This window comes from Streptomyces purpurogeneiscleroticus (genome assembly GCF_020024005.1).
GTDB classification, from domain to species: domain Bacteria; phylum Actinomycetota; class Actinomycetes; order Streptomycetales; family Streptomycetaceae; genus Streptomyces; species Streptomyces purpurogeneiscleroticus.
Genome location: NZ_NHSG01000155.1, coordinates 1 through 15,494, shown reverse-complemented (window position 1 = coordinate 15,494; position 15,494 = coordinate 1). Strand labels below are relative to the sequence as shown.

At 71.9% G+C, this 15,494-nt stretch carries 12 protein-coding genes, 2 pseudogenes and 1 riboswitch; of the genes and pseudogenes, 9 read left to right on the top strand and 5 right to left on the bottom strand.

Translation table 11 applies throughout. The features are described from left to right. Positions 1-1,247: precorrin-6y C5,15-methyltransferase (decarboxylating) subunit CbiE (gene cbiE, locus CCS38_RS08920; protein ID WP_223732655.1), on the top strand; the 1,247-nt coding region annotated here is incomplete at its 5' end. Beyond that, positions 1,244-1,993, top strand: coding sequence for a precorrin-4 C(11)-methyltransferase (cobM, locus tag CCS38_RS08915; RefSeq protein ID WP_223732654.1), 750 nt, complete (start codon positions 1,244-1,246; stop codon positions 1,991-1,993). The genes cbiE and cobM, both read left to right, overlap by 4 nt. Before the next feature lie 35 nt (positions 1,994-2,028). Here the strand turns inward: cobM and CCS38_RS08910 are convergent, their stop codons facing one another. Further along, positions 2,029-3,183: a cobalt-precorrin-5B (C(1))-methyltransferase gene (locus CCS38_RS08910; protein WP_223732653.1), complete on the bottom strand. Its 1,155-nt coding sequence runs from the start codon at positions 3,181-3,183 to the stop codon at positions 2,029-2,031. Between the two features lie 11 nt (positions 3,184-3,194). On the opposite strand from CCS38_RS08910, the gene CCS38_RS08905 reads away from it, so the two are divergent. After that, complete coding sequence (locus CCS38_RS08905) at positions 3,195-3,983, top strand: cobalt-precorrin-6A reductase (protein ID WP_223732652.1); 789 nt, start codon at positions 3,195-3,197, stop codon at positions 3,981-3,983. Between the two features lie 30 nt (positions 3,984-4,013). Here CCS38_RS08905 and CCS38_RS08900 read toward each other — a convergent pair whose 3' ends face one another. Genes CCS38_RS08900 through cobG form a run of 3 tightly spaced genes read right to left on the bottom strand, consistent with a single transcriptional unit; the run spans position 4,014 to position 7,608 of the window. After that, positions 4,014-5,546, bottom strand: a complete 1,533-nt coding sequence (locus tag CCS38_RS08900) for a precorrin-2 C(20)-methyltransferase (RefSeq protein ID WP_223732651.1) — start codon at positions 5,544-5,546, stop codon at positions 4,014-4,016. Then, entirely contained in the window at positions 5,543-6,190 is a 648-nt protein-coding gene (locus CCS38_RS08895; protein ID WP_223732650.1) for a precorrin-8X methylmutase, read from the bottom strand. Before CCS38_RS08895 ends, CCS38_RS08900 begins: the two co-directional genes overlap by 4 nt. After that, positions 6,187-7,608 (bottom strand): precorrin-3B synthase, encoded by a 1,422-nt coding sequence (cobG, locus tag CCS38_RS08890; protein WP_223732649.1) that lies wholly within the window; start codon positions 7,606-7,608, stop codon positions 6,187-6,189. Before cobG ends, CCS38_RS08895 begins: the two co-directional genes overlap by 4 nt. A gap of 103 nt (positions 7,609-7,711) precedes the next feature. Further along, a riboswitch (cobalamin riboswitch) is annotated at positions 7,712-7,787 on the top strand. Between the two features lie 88 nt (positions 7,788-7,875). On the opposite strand from cobG, the gene cobN reads away from it, so the two are divergent. The 5 genes from cobN (at position 7,876) to CCS38_RS08865 (ending at position 14,717) form a co-directional block, all read left to right on the top strand. After that, a complete protein-coding gene (cobN, locus tag CCS38_RS08885) occupies positions 7,876-11,583 on the top strand; it encodes a cobaltochelatase subunit CobN (RefSeq protein ID WP_223732648.1) in 3,708 nt (1,235 codons plus the stop codon). Between the two features lie 543 nt (positions 11,584-12,126). After that, positions 12,127-12,621, top strand: a complete 495-nt coding sequence (locus CCS38_RS08880; RefSeq protein WP_223732647.1) for a hypothetical protein — start codon at positions 12,127-12,129, stop codon at positions 12,619-12,621. A 188-nt stretch (positions 12,622-12,809) separates the two neighbouring features. Then, the gene (locus CCS38_RS08875) at positions 12,810-13,619 is read left to right on the top strand and encodes an FkbM family methyltransferase (protein ID WP_223732646.1); all 810 of its coding nucleotides are present in this window, start codon (positions 12,810-12,812) and stop codon (positions 13,617-13,619) included. A 140-nt stretch (positions 13,620-13,759) separates the two neighbouring features. Then, positions 13,760-14,212: a hypothetical protein gene (locus CCS38_RS08870; RefSeq protein WP_223732645.1), complete on the top strand. Its 453-nt coding sequence runs from the start codon at positions 13,760-13,762 to the stop codon at positions 14,210-14,212. Between the two features lie 91 nt (positions 14,213-14,303). Further along, on the top strand, positions 14,304-14,717 hold the full coding sequence (locus CCS38_RS08865) for a hypothetical protein (RefSeq protein ID WP_223732656.1): 414 nt from the start codon (positions 14,304-14,306) through the stop codon (positions 14,715-14,717). Positions 14,718-14,837: 120 nt separating this feature from the next. Here CCS38_RS08865 and CCS38_RS35660 read toward each other — a convergent pair. Beyond that, positions 14,838-15,025: pseudogene (locus tag CCS38_RS35660) on the bottom strand (glycosyltransferase family 2 protein); the annotation flags it as partial. 59 nt (positions 15,026-15,084) lie between these two features. Here CCS38_RS35660 and CCS38_RS35655 point away from each other — a divergent pair. Beyond that, positions 15,085-15,368 (top strand): annotated as a pseudogene (locus tag CCS38_RS35655) (hypothetical protein); the annotation flags it as partial. Positions 15,369-15,494: the final 126 nt, after the last annotated feature.

Sequence of the window (15,494 nt, the reverse complement as noted above, 5' to 3'; positions counted from 1 at the left end):
CCTCGCAGACCGTGCTGCGGGACGCGGACGTCGTCATCGGCGGGCCGCGCCAACTCGCCCTGCTGCCCGCGGAGTGCGCGGGGCGGCGGGTGGCCTGGCCGTCGCCGCTGCGGCCCGCCGTGCCCGGGCTGCTCGCGGCGCACGCCGGGCGGAAGGTCGCGGTGCTGGCCAGCGGCGATCCCATGTTCTACGGCATCGGACGGACGCTCACCGAAGTGCTCGGCGACGGGGCGGTCGGCACCGACGCGCTGCGCATCATGCCGCACCCCTCCTCCGTCTCCTACGCCTGCGCCCGGCTCGGCTGGCCGGTGGAGGAGACCGAGGTGGTCACGCTCGTCGGGCGACCGGCGGCGCAGCTGTCCGCCGCCCTGCACGACGGCCGGCGGCTGCTCGTCCTCAGCGCGGGCCCCGGTACCCCCGCCGAGGTCGCCCGGCTGCTGGAAGAACAGGGCTTCGGGCCCAGCGGGATGCGGGTGCTCGAACAGCTCGGCGGCGAGCGGGAGCGCGTCCTGACCGGTACCGCCGAGGACTGGCCGCACCCGCCCGGGGACGCGCTGAACATCATCGCCCTGGACTGCCGCCGCGCCCCGGATGCGCTGCGGCTGGGGGCGGTACCAGGGCTGCCCGACGACGCGTACGAACACGACGGGCAGCTGACCAAGCGTCACGTCCGCGCCGCCACTCTCGGGGCGCTCGCGCCGGCCCCGGGCGAGCTGATGTGGGACATCGGTGGCGGCTCCGGTTCGATCGCCATCGAGTGGATGCGGACCCACCGCTCCTGCCGCGCCGTCTGCGTCGAGCGCGACCCCGTACGGGCCGAGCGCATCGGGCGCAACGCCGACCGGCTCGGCGTACCGGCCCTGCAGGTCGTCACCGGCCCGGCCCCGGACGCCCTGACCGGCCTGCCGGTACCGGACGCGGTCTTCATCGGCGGCGGGCTGACCAGCCCCGGGCTGCTCGCGGCCTGCTGGGACGCGCTGCCGCCCGGCGGCCGGCTGGTGGCCAACACAGTGACGCTGGAGTCCGAGGCGCTGCTCGCGGACTGGTACCGGAAGCACGGCGGCGAGCTGGTACGGCTGGCCGTGGCACACGCCGTACCGGTGGGCGGCTTCACCGGGTGGCGGCAGGCCATGCCGGTCACCCAGTGGGCCGTGCGCAAGGACCCCCGAAGCGACGGCCGTTCTCAGGACGACGGCCGCCCCGAAGGCACCGACGACTACGACGCACCCTCAGGAGACGACAGATGACCGTGTACTTCATCGGCGCGGGCCCCGGCGCCGCCGACCTGATCACGGTGCGCGGTGCCCGGACGCTCGCCGCCTGCCAGGTCTGCCTGTACGCGGGCAGCCTCGTGCCCCAGGAACTGCTCGCCGAATGCCCGCCGGACGCCCGGCTGGTGGACACCGCGCAGCTGAACCTCGACGAGATCACCGCGGAGGTGCTCCGCGCGCACGAGGCCGGGCACGACGTGGCGCGGCTGCACTCCGGCGACCCGTCGGTCTTCTCCGCGGTCGCCGAGCAGATGCGGCGGCTGGACGCCGCAGGTGTGCCCTACGAGGTGGTGCCCGGCGTCCCGGCGTTCGCTGCGGCCGCCGCGGCGCTCAAGCGGGAGCTGACCGTGCCCACGGTCGGCCAGACGGTCATCCTCACCCGTATCGCGCAGCAGGCGACCGCGATGCCCGAGGGCGAGGACCTCGCCACCCTGGGGCGCAGCGGTGCCCTTCTGGTGCTGCACCTCGCCGCCCGGTATGCGGACCGGGTCGTCGAAGAGCTGCTGCCGCACTACGGGGCGGACTGCCCGGCCGCGGTCGTCGCGATGGCCAGCCGGCCCGACGAGCTCGTGCTGCGCGGCACCTTGGAGGACATCGCGGACCAGGTGAAGGCGGCGGGCATCGTCCGTACGGCCGTCATCATCGTCGGCCGCACGCTGGGCGCCGAGCAGTTCCGGGACAGCCACCTGTACTCGGCGGAGCGCGACCGCCACGTGTGCTGAGCCTGCCGGGCCGGGGCCGGCCCGGAGGAGCGAGCTCAGCGCACCGTACTGCGCCCCACCACGTTGCCCGCGCGGTCGATGCAGATGACGTCGACCGCTACGGGGGCGCCGCGCAGCACTTCCAGGGCCTGATCGCGGGCGGTGGCCGCGACCAGGTCGCCCAGCGGGACCCCGGCGGCCGCGCACAGCTGGAGCGCGGCGAGGCCGGTGTTGGCGGCCGCCACCTCCGCGGCCAGCGCCTCGTCCGCGCCGCCCTGCCGGGCCAGCTCGGCGAGGAAGCCCTTGTCGACCTGGGAGCGCGCGGAGTGCAGGTCCAGGTGGCCCGCGGCCAGCTTGGAGAGCTTGGCGAAGCCGCCGCAGATCGTGAGCCGCTCGACCGGGTGCCGGCGGATGTACTTCAGTACCGCGCCCGCGAAGTCGCCCATGTCGAGGAGGGCGTCCTCGGGCAGGCCGTACTCGGCCACCACCGTCTTCTCGGACGTCGAGCCGGTGCACCCGGCCACGTGCGTACGGCCGGCCGCCCTGGCCACGTCCACGCCGCGCCGGATCGAGTCGATCCAGGCCGAGCACGAGTACGGCACGACGATGCCGGTCGTCCCGAGGATGGACAGGCCGCCCAGGATGCCGAGCCGCGGGTTCCAGGTGGAGCGGGCGATCTCCTCACCGTGGTCGACCGACACGGTGAGCTCGACGTCCGCCTCGCCGCCCCCGTGGAGCGCGGCGACCTGCGCCAGGTGGTCGCGCATCATCTGGCGCGGTACCGGGTTGATGGCCGGCTCGCCGACGTCGAGGGGGAGGCCGGGGCGGGTCACCGTGCCCACGCCCGGTCCGGCCTTGAAGACCACGCCGGAGCCGGGCGGCAGGGCGCGTGCGGTGACGCGGACCAGCGCGCCGTGCGTGACGTCGGGGTCGTCGCCCGCGTCCTTGACCACGCCCGCCGTCGCGCGCCTGCCCGACGGCTCGCCAGGTGCCTTCCCGGGCCCGTCCTCGGCCAGCTCCTCCACCGCGAGCGCGAACGCCGGGGTCTGCCCCTTGGGCAGCGTGATCGTCACCGGGTCGGGAAAGTCGCCGGTCAGCAGCGCGGTGTACGCGGCGGTGGCCGCCGCGGTCGCGCAGGCGCCGGTCGTCCAGCCGGGCCGCAGACCGGTGTGCTTGAGTTGGGCGCTGCGCCCGCCACTCGCCTCACTCATGGAAGGTCCCGATGCACGCCGCGACGCACGTACTGATACTCGGCGGGACGACGGAGGCCCGCCGGCTCGCCGCGGCGCTGACCGAGGGCCCGGCGGCCGGCGGCGTACGCGTGACGACCTCCCTAGCGGGCCGTGTCGCCCGCCCCGTACTGCCGCCGGGCGAGGTCCGCATCGGCGGCTTCGGGGGTGCGCAGGGGCTGGCCCAGTGGCTGCGCGCGCACCAGGTGGACGTGCTCATCGACGCCACCCATCCTTTCGCCGGAACGATCAGTTTCAACGCGGCGACGGCCGCAGGCATGGCCCATGTTCCCCTGCTGGCGCTGCGCCGGCCCGGCTGGGTCCCCGGGGACGGCGACGACTGGCACTCGGCCGGGTCGCTCCAGGAGGCCGCCGCGCTCCTCCCGGAGCTGGGTCGGAGGGTCTTCCTCACCACGGGCCGGATGGGCCTGGCGGCCTTCGCGGACCTCGCGGACCTGTGGTTCCTCATGCGGTCCGTGGACGCGCCCGAGGGGCCGTGCCCGCCGCACATGGAGGTGCTGCTCGACCGCGGTCCGTTCACCCTCGAGGGTGAGCGGGCGCTGCTGCGTGAGCACCGGATCGACGTCGTGGTCACGAAGGACAGCGGGGGAGCGGCCACCGCGCCCAAGCTCACGGCCGCCCGCGAGGCCGGCGTCCCGGTGGTCGTCGTCCGTCGCCCGGCGGCCCCGGCCGGCGTCCCCGTCGCGGACGGCCCGGAACAGGCCGTCCGCTGGCTGGCGGAGCACGTGGGCGGTGCCTTCCACGCGGCCCTGGAGGGCTGAGGCGGCCTCCCGGCCCAGGTGCTGCGTCCCTCAGTCCTCCGGGTACCGCCGCGGCGTCCAGACGATCTGCTCGCCGTTCTCGCGCCGTACGGTCTGCGTCTGCGAGGAGCCGACGATCAGGAGGGTCCGCATGTCGACCTCGGCCGGCTCCAGGTCGGCCAGCCGTACGACGCGGACGCTCTCCTCCGGGCCGCCGATGTCGCGGCCCAGAATGACCGGCGTGTCCGGCGCGCGGTGTTCCAGGAGCAGCTCGCGGGCCTTGCCGACCTGCCACGTACGGCTGCGCGAACCGGGGTTGTACAGGGCGAGCACCAGGTCGGCGGCGGCCGCCGCGCGCAGCCGCTCGGCGATCACCTCCCACGGCTTGAGCCGGTCCGAGAGGGAGATCGTGGCGTAGTCGTGGCCGAGCGGGGCGCCCGCGCGGGCGGCGGCCGCGTTGGCCGCGGTCACGCCTGGCAGCACCCGTACGGGCACGTCCGCGTACGCCTCCTGCGCCGCCACCTCCAGGACGGCGGTGGCCATCGCGAAGACACCGGGGTCGCCGCCGGAGACCACGGCGACGCGCCGTCCCCGCCGCGCCAGGTCCAGCGCGAACTCGGCGCGCTCGGACTCGACCTTGTTGTCCGAGCCGTGCCGCTCCTGGCCCGCCCGTACCGGCACCCGGTCCAGGTAAGTCGTGTAGCCGACCAGGTCGGTGGCGTTGTCGAGGGCCCCGCGCGACTCCGGCGTCAGCCAGGGAGCGCCGGCAGGCCCGGTGCCGACGACCGTCACCTCGCCGGTCTCCGGGACCGCGGGCCCGGTGTCCACCCGCGACGGCAGCACGGCCACGGAGAAGTACGGCACCGACTCCGGGTCCACGTCCGCCAGTGCCGCCGTGCGCTCGCCGTCCATGTACGCCCGCTCCACGTACCGCGCGTCCGCCAGCCGGCCCGTACGCTCCAGGGCGCGGCGCACGGTCGGGAACGTACGGCCGAGCTTCATCACCACTGCCGAGTCGGCGGCGGCCAGTCGGGCCGTCAGCTGGTCCTCGGGCAGCGTGCCCGGCACGATCGTCAGCGTCTCCTCGGCCTCGACGAGCGGCTCACCGAGCCGGGCCGCGGCCGCGCTGACCGAGGTGATCCCGGGGACCACCTCGGTGGGGTAGCGGTGCGCGAGCCGCTTGTGCATGTGCTGGTACGAGCCGTAGAAGAGCGGGTCGCCCTCGGCGAGTACGGCGACCGTGCGGCCCGCGTCGAGGTGCGCCGCCAGCCGGGCCGCGGCCTCCTCGTAGAAGTCGTTCAGCGCGCCCCGGTAGCCGCCGGGGTGGTCCGTCGTCTCGACCGTCACCGGGTAGCGCAGCAGCTCCTCGATGTGGTCGGGCCGCAGGTGCGGCTCGGCGATCGCGCGGGCGCGGGACCGGCCGTGCCGGGCGCTGTGGTACGCCACCACGTCCGCCTCCGCGATGGCCTCGACGGCCCGCAGGGTCATCAGGGACGGGTCGCCGGGGCCCAGCCCGACTCCGTACAGCTTCCCGGTGTTCCCGGCGCTCTGAGGGCTCGTGGAGCCGCCGCTCTCCGTGCTCATTCCGCGGTGCTCGCAATCGCATTGACGGCGGACGCGGCCATCGCGCTGCCGCCGCGACGGCCCCGCACCACCAGGTAGTCCAGGCCCAGCGTGTTCGCCGCGAGGGCGTCCTTCGACTCGGCCGCGCCGATGAAGCCCACCGGTATGCCGAGGACGGCCGCCGGGCGCGGCGCGCCCTCCGCGACCATCTCCAGCAGGCGGAACAGGGCGGTCGGCGCGTTGCCCACGGCCACCACCGAGCCCTCCAGCAGGCCCCGGTCGCGCCACAGCTCCAGCGCGGCGGCGCTGCGCGTGGTGCCCAGCTTCTCGGCCAGTTCGGGCACGCCCGGCTCCGAGAGGGTGCACACCACGGCGTTGTCGGCGGGCAGCCGCTTGCGGGTGACGCCGCTGGCGACCATCTGCGCGTCGCACAGCACCGGTGCGCCCGCCTCCAGCGCGGTACGGGCGCGGCCGATCACCTCCGGGCTGAAGGCGAGGTCGCGGACGAGATCGGTCATGCCGCAGGCGTGGATCATGCGGACCGCGACCTGGGAGACGTCCGCGGGCAGCCCCGCGAGGTCCGCCTCCGCGCGGATGGTGGCAAAGGACTGGCGGTAGATCTCCGCCCCGTCCTTCTCGTAGTCGAACACGGTGCTCTCGCTCATCTCGTCGCCGTCACGTCTGGTGATCCGTTCACGTGTGAAGACTCGTTCATATCCCGGGCGTCGTTCACGACAGTACGCAGGGCTTCCCCGCCCGGCGGTACCCGGTACCCGTCGACCTCGTAGCCCTCGGGGGTGGCGACCACGTCCACCCACTCGCCCTGCGGGTGGCCGCAGCGGCGCGCGCAGCCCGACCAGTACACGGGCAGCCCGCCGCCCGTACCGAGCGCGGTGGCGGCATCGGCCCGTACGTCCGCAAGGGACTTGGCGCAGCCAGGGCGGCCGATGCAGGCGCCGACGCCGTGCCAGGGGGAGGCGGGGTCGGTGATCAGGCCGGCCGCCGCCAGGTCGCGCAGCCGTGCCTCGGCGGCCGCGCGGTCCAGCCCGGGGACGACCGCGCCGCGCCACGGGGTGAGCCGTATCTCATCGGCACCGTCCGTGCGGGCCACGTCGGTCAGCAGTCCCCACTGTGCGGCGGTCAGCGTTCCCAGGGGGGCGAGGACGGACAGCGCCCGATGGCCGTCGGGGCCGTCGACGATCCCGGGTGCGGGCACCGCCCCCGTAGGCAGCGAGGCCCCCGCCGCATACGTGCAGGGAATGCCCGCCTTCTCCAGCCGCCGTGCCGTCCCGCGTACCAACTCCTCGGTACCGTCCGGCAGATCACGCACCCGCCACGTGCGGGACCCGACCGCGGCCGCCGTCTCCAGGAACACCTCGGCCGCCGCCAGCGCGGCCCGAGGGGCGTCGTCGCCGCGCACCCGAAGGGCACCGGCCGCGCCCCCGATGTACAGCAGCGCACCACCAGAAACAGTGCCCGCCGCATCAGAGGCAGCGCTCTCCGCAGCACCACCAGAAGCAGCGCCCGCAGCACCAGAGGTACCGCCCCCCGCAGCCCCCGAGGCGATCAATGTCACATCCGCGCCCAGCGAAGCGACATCCCCGCGCCCGTCGTCCAGCGCGAACAGGAAGCGTCCGGAGAGCGCGGTCGCAGCCTCGCTCGCGCACAACAGCCCGTCCAGGGCGCGCAACCAGGGGCGTACGTCCGTGTGTCCGGCACCGTCGAGGCCGGACAGCGGCGAGGCGACGATGTTCCGTACCCGCTCATGGCGGTACGAGGGCAGCAGTCCGGCCGCGTCGAGCAGGCCCGCCAGGGCCGCGCCGCAGTCACCGTCCAGGCCACGCAATTGCACATTCCCGCGCGAGGTGAGGTGCAGCGCACCATCCCCGAGGCGGACCGCCGCGTCGGCCAGCGCGGCCGCCTGAGCGGCGGTCAGTACGCCGCCGGGCACCCGGACGCGAGCCAGCGCACCATCGTCCGCCATGTGCAGCCGCAAAGTGCCCGGGCAGGCGTCGAGACGAACCGGTATGGGGGGTTCGTCCCGAGGTGGAGGGTTGGTCGCCGTGGGCATGGCGGCGAGCATACCGATCCCGTCCCGGGCGTCCGCCCCACGCTCGGGGAGCGGCCCTTACTATGCTCACGGCGGGCCATCCGGTCCGTCACCATCGCCGGCGACGGCGACAGGGGAGGAAGCCCGGTGCGAATCCGGCGCGGTCCCGCCACTGTGAGCCCGGCCCCAGCGGCCGGGTGAGCCAGGAACTCCCTTTCCTCCGCTCTCGGCCCGCCCGAGCAGGGGAAATCCATTCCGACACCGCCCGGGGCGCGGACCCCGAGGAAGGCCCGACGCCGCATGCTGCCCACGCCCGGGAACACCACCCCGCAGTCCGGGGAGACCCTCCCGCAGCCCGAGGAGACCGCCCCGCAGTCCGCGGAGACCCGCCGGATCCTGCTCCTGTCGACCTCCGACACCGATCTGCTCAGCGCCCGCGCGGCGAGCGGCCCCGTCGGCTACCGCTTCGCCAACCCGTCCCGGCTGGACCTCGACGAGCTGCCCGCCCTGCTCGACGGCTGCGACCTGGTCGTCGTACGCCTCCTCGGCGGCATCCGCGCCTGGCAGGAGGGCCTGGACCAGCTGCTCGCCGACGGCCGCCCGGTCGTCGTGCTCACCGGCGAACAGGCCCCCGACGCCCAGCTGATGGCCGCCTCCACCGTCCCGGTCGGCATCGCCGCCGAGGCGCACGCGTACCTCGCGCACGGCGGCCCGGCCAATCTGGAGCAGCTGGCCCGCTTCCTCTCCGACACCGTGCTGCTGACCGGCCACGGCTTCGAGCCGCCGGCCGCCGCGCCCTCCTGGGGCCCGCTGGAGCGCAGCCCCCGTAAGGACATCGACGGGCCCACGGTTGCGGTGCTCTACTACCGCGCCCACCACATGAGCGGGAACACTGCCTTCGTGGACGCGCTGTGCGGCGCCATCGAGGACGCGGGCGCCCGCCCGATGCCGCTGTACGTCGCCTCCCTGCGCGCCCCCGAGCCCGAGCTGATCGACGCCCTGCGCGCCGCCGACGCGATCGTCACCACCGTCCTCGCGGCGGGCGGCATCAAGCCCGCCGCGGCCTCGGCCGGCGGCGACGACGAGTCCTGGGACGCGGGCGCGCTCGCAGCCCTGAACGTACCGATCCTCCAGGCGCTCTGCCTGACCGGCTCGCGCGCCGACTGGGAAGAGAACGACGAGGGCGTCTCGCCGCTGGACGCGGCCAGCCAGATCGCCGTGCCCGAGTTCGACGGCCGCCTGATCACCGTGCCGTTCTCCTTCAAGGAGATCGATGAGGACGGCCTCCCGGCGTACGTCGCCGACCCCGAGCGCGCGGCGCGCGTCGCCGGCATCGCCGTACGTCACGCCCGGCTGCGCCACATCGCGCCCGCCGATAAGCGTGTGGCGCTCGTACTCTCCGCATACCCGACCAAGCACTCCCGTATCGGCAACGCGGTCGGCCTGGACACGCCCGCTTCCGCCGTCGAGCTGCTGCGCCGTCTCCGCGAGGAGGGGTACGACTTCGGGCCCGAGGAGGAGATCCCCGGTCTGGTCTCCGGCGACGGCGACGAGCTGATCCGCGCGCTCATCGAGGCCGGCGGCCACGACCAGGACTGGCTCACCGAGGAGCAGCTGGCCCGCAACCCCGTCCGCATCCCGGCCGCCGACTACAAGCGCTGGTACGCGACCCTCCCCGCCGAGCTGCGCAAGTCCGTCGAGGAGCACTGGGGCCCGGCGCCCGGCGAGATGTTCCTCGACCGCAGCCGCGTGGGCCAGGGCGGCGACCCCGAGGGTGACATCGTGCTCGCGGCCCTGCGCCGCGGCAATCTGCTGATCCTTATCCAGCCGCCGCGCGGCTTCGGCGAGAACCCGATCGCGATCTACCACGACCCCGATCTGCCGCCCTCGCACCACTACTTGGCGGCCTACCGCTGGATCGCCGCCGCTGCCGAGGACGGCGGCTTCGGCGCCGACGCCATGATCCACCTGGGCAAGCACGGCAACCTGGAGTGGCTGCCCGGCAAGAACGCGGGCCTCTCCGCCGCCTGCGGCCCGGACGCGGCCCTCGGCGACCTGCCCCTCATCTACCCGTTCCTGGTCAACGACCCGGGCGAGGGCACCCAGGCCAAGCGCCGCGTCCACGCCACCCTCGTCGACCACCTCGTCCCGCCGATGGCCCGCGCCGACTCCTACGGCGACATCGCGCGCCTGGAGCAGCTGCTCGACGAGTACGCGCAGATCTCCTCCATGGACCCGGCGAAGCTGCCCGCCATCCGTGCGCAGATCTGGACCCTCATCCAGGCCGCCAGGCTCGACCACGACCTCGGCCTGGAGGACCGCCCCGACGACGACGGCTTCGACGACTTCCTGCTGCACGTCGACGGCTGGCTGTGCGAGGTCAAGGACGCCCAGATCCGCGACGGCCTGCACGTACTGGGCGGCGCACCGACCGGCGCCCCGCGCGTCGACCTGGTCCTCGCGATCCTCCGCGCCCGCCAGATCTGGGGCGGTACCTCCGCCCTGCCCGGCCTGCGCGAGGCGCTCGGCCTGGACGAGTCGGCGGCGACCCGTACGACCGCGGACGCGGCCGAGGAGCAGGCGCGCGCCCTGGTCCAGGCGATGGAGGACGCGGACTGGGCCCCCGAGGCCGTGGCGTCCGTCGCCGAGGGCCACTCGCAGCAGGTCGCCGACATCCTCGACTTCGCCGCCCGCGAGGTCGTCCCGCGCCTGGCCGGTACGACGGCCGAGCTGGATCACGTCGTGCACGCGCTCAAGGGCGGCTTCGTACCGGCAGGCCCCTCCGGCTCCCCCCTGCGCGGCCTGGTCAACGTCCTGCCGACCGGCCGCAACTTCTACTCCGTCGACCCGAAGGCCGTCCCGTCCCGCCTCGCGTGGGAGACCGGCCAGGCCCTCGCCGACTCGCTCCTGGAGCGGTACAAGACCGACAACGGCGACTGGCCCACCTCCGTCGGCCTGTCCCTGTGGGGTACGAGCGCCATGCGCACGGCCGGTGACGACGTCGCCGAGGCCCTCGCGCTGCTCGGCGTCCGCCCCGTCTGGGACGACGCCTCGCGCCGCGTGACCGGCCTGGAGCCGATCCCGCTGGACGAGCTGGGCCGCCCCCGCATCGACGTCACGCTGCGCATCTCCGGTTTCTTCCGGGATGCCTTCCCGCACACCATCGGCCTGCTGGACGACGCGGTCCGCCTGGTCGCCGGACTCGACGAGCCCGCCGACCGGAACTACGTACGCGCCCACGCCCAGGCCGACCTCGCCGAGCACGGTGACGAGCGCCGCGCCACCACCCGTATCTTCGGCTCCCGCCCCGGTACGTACGGCGCGGGCCTGCTCCAGCTCATCGACTCCCGCGACTGGCGCACCGACGCCGACCTCGCGGAGGTCTACACGGTGTGGGGCGGCTACGCGTACGGCCGCGGCCTGGACGGCTGTTCGGCCCGCGAGGAGATGGAGACGGCCTACAAGCGCATCGCCGTCGCCGCGAAGAACACCGACACCCGCGAGCACGACATCGCGGACTCGGACGACTACTTCCAGTACCACGGCGGCATGGTGGCCACCGTACGGGCGCTGCGGGGCACCGCCCCCGAGGCGTACATCGGCGACTCCACCCGCCCTGAGACGGTGCGCACGCGCACCCTCGTGGAGGAGACCTCGCGCGTCTTCAGGGCGCGCGTCGTGAACCCCAAGTGGATCGAGGCGATGCGCCGCCACGGCTACAAGGGCGCGTTCGAACTCGCCGCGACGGTCGACTACCTCTTCGGGTACGACGCCACGACCGGCGTGGTAGCCGACTGGATGTACGACAAGCTCACGCAGGCGTACGTGCTGGACCCGGAGAACCGCGCGTTCCTCCAGGAAGCCAACCCCTGGGCCCTGCACGGCATCGCCGAGCGCCTCCTGGAAGCGGAGTCGCGCGGCATGTGGGCCGAGCCCGACCCGGCCGCCATCGAGGCACTCCGCGAAATCTTCCTGGAGACGGAGGGCGAACTGGAGGGCGAGGGCTGAGACGGCCCCGCAGCGCCGCCAGGGCGCGGCGGAACCCACGCCGCGCCCTGCCCCCCTCCCCGCTCCCGTCGCGCTCTCCTGGGACACGACGGATGGAGCCGTCGCGTTCACCGGCGGGGCAGAGGATGAGGACGAGGTCGTCGGCCAGCGGACCGGCCGTGTGTACGGTCACCATGCCGTACAGGGCGTCGAGCACGTCGGAAGGCGAGACCGCGGTCAGCGCGCGTCGCCGACCCGCTCGAGCAGGGGAAAGGCGGAGCCGTTCGCGTCGCGTCCTCGCTCAGCCCGTCGGCGGAGAACAGCAGCCGATCACCGGTCTGCAGGAAGACCCGCTGCGGCCGGGAGCCCCAACGGGGGCGCGGGCTACGGCGGTTCCAGCAGCCTGATCTGTTTCCCCACCCGCACGGGGGTGGGGTGGCCCGACACGACGACCGCCGCAGCGCCGCCACGCGCCCGCCTGCTTCGTACGCCTCGCGGACGGGCGGGCTCACGGCCACGGTCATGCACCGCACCCACGCAAAAGACCACCGAGAGGATCCGCTGATGAACCGTTCCAAGGCGAGCGGGAAGACGATAGCCAAGCAGGTCGCCGCGCTCGTAGTCATCCTCGGATTCTTCGCACTGTCGCTGTGGCTCGGTGACGACCTGTGGGACCTGGCCGCACACTCGACGGCGACCGACATCGCATTCGGCGTCGCCGTCGGCGCGCTGCTCCCGATCACGTTCACGGCCGCCAAGCGCTCCTTCCGCCGTTTCCACTCGGCCGGGAGCGAGCGCTCGTCCCGATGGGCCGTGGCCGGCATCGCGTACGCGGCCGTGGCCGTGGTGAGCGCGCTGGCCGTCGCCCGCTCGATCCCTGGGCGAAAGAGCTCCTCGAAGCCCTGCCTCAACGAGTGGGAACCCTGCTGGGTGAACCACCACCATCCGGGGGCCTTCCTGGTGACACTCGGCAGCTTGGCCGCGACGGCGGCCATCATGACCTGGGGGCCTAGCTGGATGTCTAAGCTGCGCGGCCAGTTCGGCCGGTTCCGCCGGTAGCCGCCGAGGTCGGCGCAGTGTGGACGGGATGTGTCCGGAACCGCCAGGAGATCGCACGGTCTTCCCTGCGAATCTCGAGATCCCCGACAGCATCGACTCTGAGAGCGCCCAACGAGCTACCGCTCAAACTTCGGTGTCACACACTCAAGGACTCAAGGCTCGATGGCACAGGCCAGCCATCCCTCGCCATGATTCCCGCTCTCATCCAGATGAAGCGGGACGTGGCGCGCTGGTACGTGCGTTACGCGCCGGGAGTTGTCGGCAAGTCCACCGTGCTCGACAAGTGCCTGAATGCTGAGCTGCGGGACCACCCCGTGGTCCGCCAGGCCCGGAACCGCGTCGGCGCCCCTCACTTCGGGGCGAACATCGGCTACTACAGCCTGTTCGCCTTACACCTCGTGGGAGAGAGCGGCAAGGTGGTGTCCATCGAGGCATACCCGAGGTTCCACAGCGTCCTCGTGGACCAGGCCGAGGCCAACAACCGCACCAACCTGCGCGCTGTCAACGCCGCGATTTCCGATAGGGACGACGTACTGACCTTCGTCCTCGCGAGCTCGCGCAACATGGAGGCGAACAGCATCGTCCCGTACGCCAGCGAAGCGAAGTCCACGTTCGAGGCGCAAGCCCGGCGCCTTCCCGACGTGTTGACGGCGGAGGGGATCGCCAAGGCCCGAGTGATCAAGGTCGACGTCGAGGGCGCCGAAGGGGCCGCCGTACGCGGCCTGGAACCCGTCCTGGACCAGCTGCGCCCTGATGTCGAGCTGGCCATAGAGGTCACGCCGCACCGAATGACTGAGCTCGGGCACTCCGCCGAAGAGCAGCCGGAGACGTTCATGAAGCGCGGCTTCAACGTGTACCGGCCGGCCAACGACTACGCGGCCGGCAGCTTCTCCGCCGCTCTGCACCGCGGCGCCCAGACGCCGATCCGCTGGCGCGGCCAGGTCACCGACGAGAGCGAGCTGATCTTCTCTCGGGTGGATGCGGAAGAACTGCGGTGAGGTCGGTGCGCCATCGTCTCGGTGAGTAATTACTTCATTTATCAATCAACCGCCCAGTTGGTCATCGTCTGATTACGGTTGCCCTTGAAGATCAAGATCACGTACGCTCCTCGCGACTAGTTTCAATCGGGGAGATAATAATGAAGCGCGCCGTAAGGAGCTTTGCTCTTGGTGTCGCCGTTGTGGCAACCATCCTCGCAGGAATGCCCGCAGCAGAGGCTCAGACCACCTCGGCTGCCGCAATGGGGCAAATAACTTGCAAGGTAAACCCTAACCGGCCTCACGAATCCCATGGTAAGCCTGGGTGGATTGTGGGTAAGTCTCAGTACTGGTGCACTGCGGGTATTGACTCACTCGTAAACACCGTGAAGCTGCAGAAGAAGGTCAAGGGTAAATGGGTCACTGCCGCGAAGAGTAAGTCTGAAAGCGTAAAGAACCCCAAGGGGAACAAGAAGTACCGCAACCAGACCAGGAACTACAAGTGCCGCAAGGGTACGTTCCGGACGGCCAGCCGCGGTCACGGCGTGTACAAGGGGGTTCCCTCCAAGTCGATGCACTGGCAGTACAGCAAGGCTGTCAAGAACCCTTGCTGAGAACCCGGTGATTGAACGCGGACGGTCCTCGCCCGAGCTTCTTGGGTGAGGACCGTCGCGTTCCTCGAGCCGCTAAGGTGCGGCTCAGGATATGTTTATTGAAGGGAAGCGCATGCGTGACGATGTTGTAGCGATCATCCGTTCTTTCGGACAGAGCGGCAAGGTCATTTTTCGTGAGCTCGATGAGCACACCTGGATTCTGGTGCCGACGGAAACCGGGTGCCCTATCGTGTTTGATGATCTCGGGGATTCCTTGGTCATGAGGACTGGGATCGATGTCCGTGTCACCATGGATTATGAGCTTGAGACATCGCGTGACGCCCTGCCTGAGGTTATTGAGGCGTTGACCAATGGGCAGACGGCAGAGCGGTTTGAGGCCACATACCGGAACCGGCTGGCTCCTTCCGGGTACAAGATTGAGTACCCGAGTGGAAGCCAGATGGAGTCAGGGGAACGCCAGGGGCGAGAGTACTCTGTTCGCCTGCCGACATGGAATGCTGAGTAATTTCTGTTCCGAATGACGCGCGGTGCTGCTGTTCAGCTTGCGTCGGCTGAACGGTAAGGGCGACAAGCCCGGTAAGTGGGCTGGCCTCTGGGGCCTTCTGAAGGTGGTCGCTTTGCCGACGAGCATGTCGTCCGCGTCGAGGACCTTGATGTACTCGCCCTTCGCGCGCGAGAGCGCGAGAGTACGGGCCATCGCGGCGCGACCATGGCGGCCCTGGCCGAAGCTGATGTGTGGGTCATCGGAGACATGCGGGCGAACCTCGTCCGTCTCTCCGTCTCTCCGTCCTCCTGGATCACCCACTGCCAGTCCCGCGAAGTGCTTCGCCGACGCCTACAAGTCGCTGACGGGGCAGGAGCTGCCCGGCGGCGTCGAGTGGCAGCTCTACGAGCTCGACACGGGGGTGTTCGAGCGCTGCCCTCCGAAGGGCGACAGCTACCGCACGCCGTGGCCGAGGAGACGAAAGCGCGGGGCTTGGAAGTCGTCACCGCACTTGGCTCCACTCGCAGTGGGGGAGCGGTGGATCAGGCGGCCCATTGACGCAGGAATGGCTTCGCCACATGGTTGTTCACGCCGGTCGCCTCCAGCTGGTATCCGAAGGAGGCGCCGCAGGAGGCACGGCCTGTGCCGTTGCTCTGCGATCCTTGGCCGGGGTGTGGGTCATCGGAGACATGCGGGCGAACCTCGTCCGTCTCTCCGTCTCTCCGTCCTCCTGGATCACCCACTGCCAGTCCCGCGAAGTGCTTCGCCGACGCCTACAAGTCGCTGACGGGGCAGGAG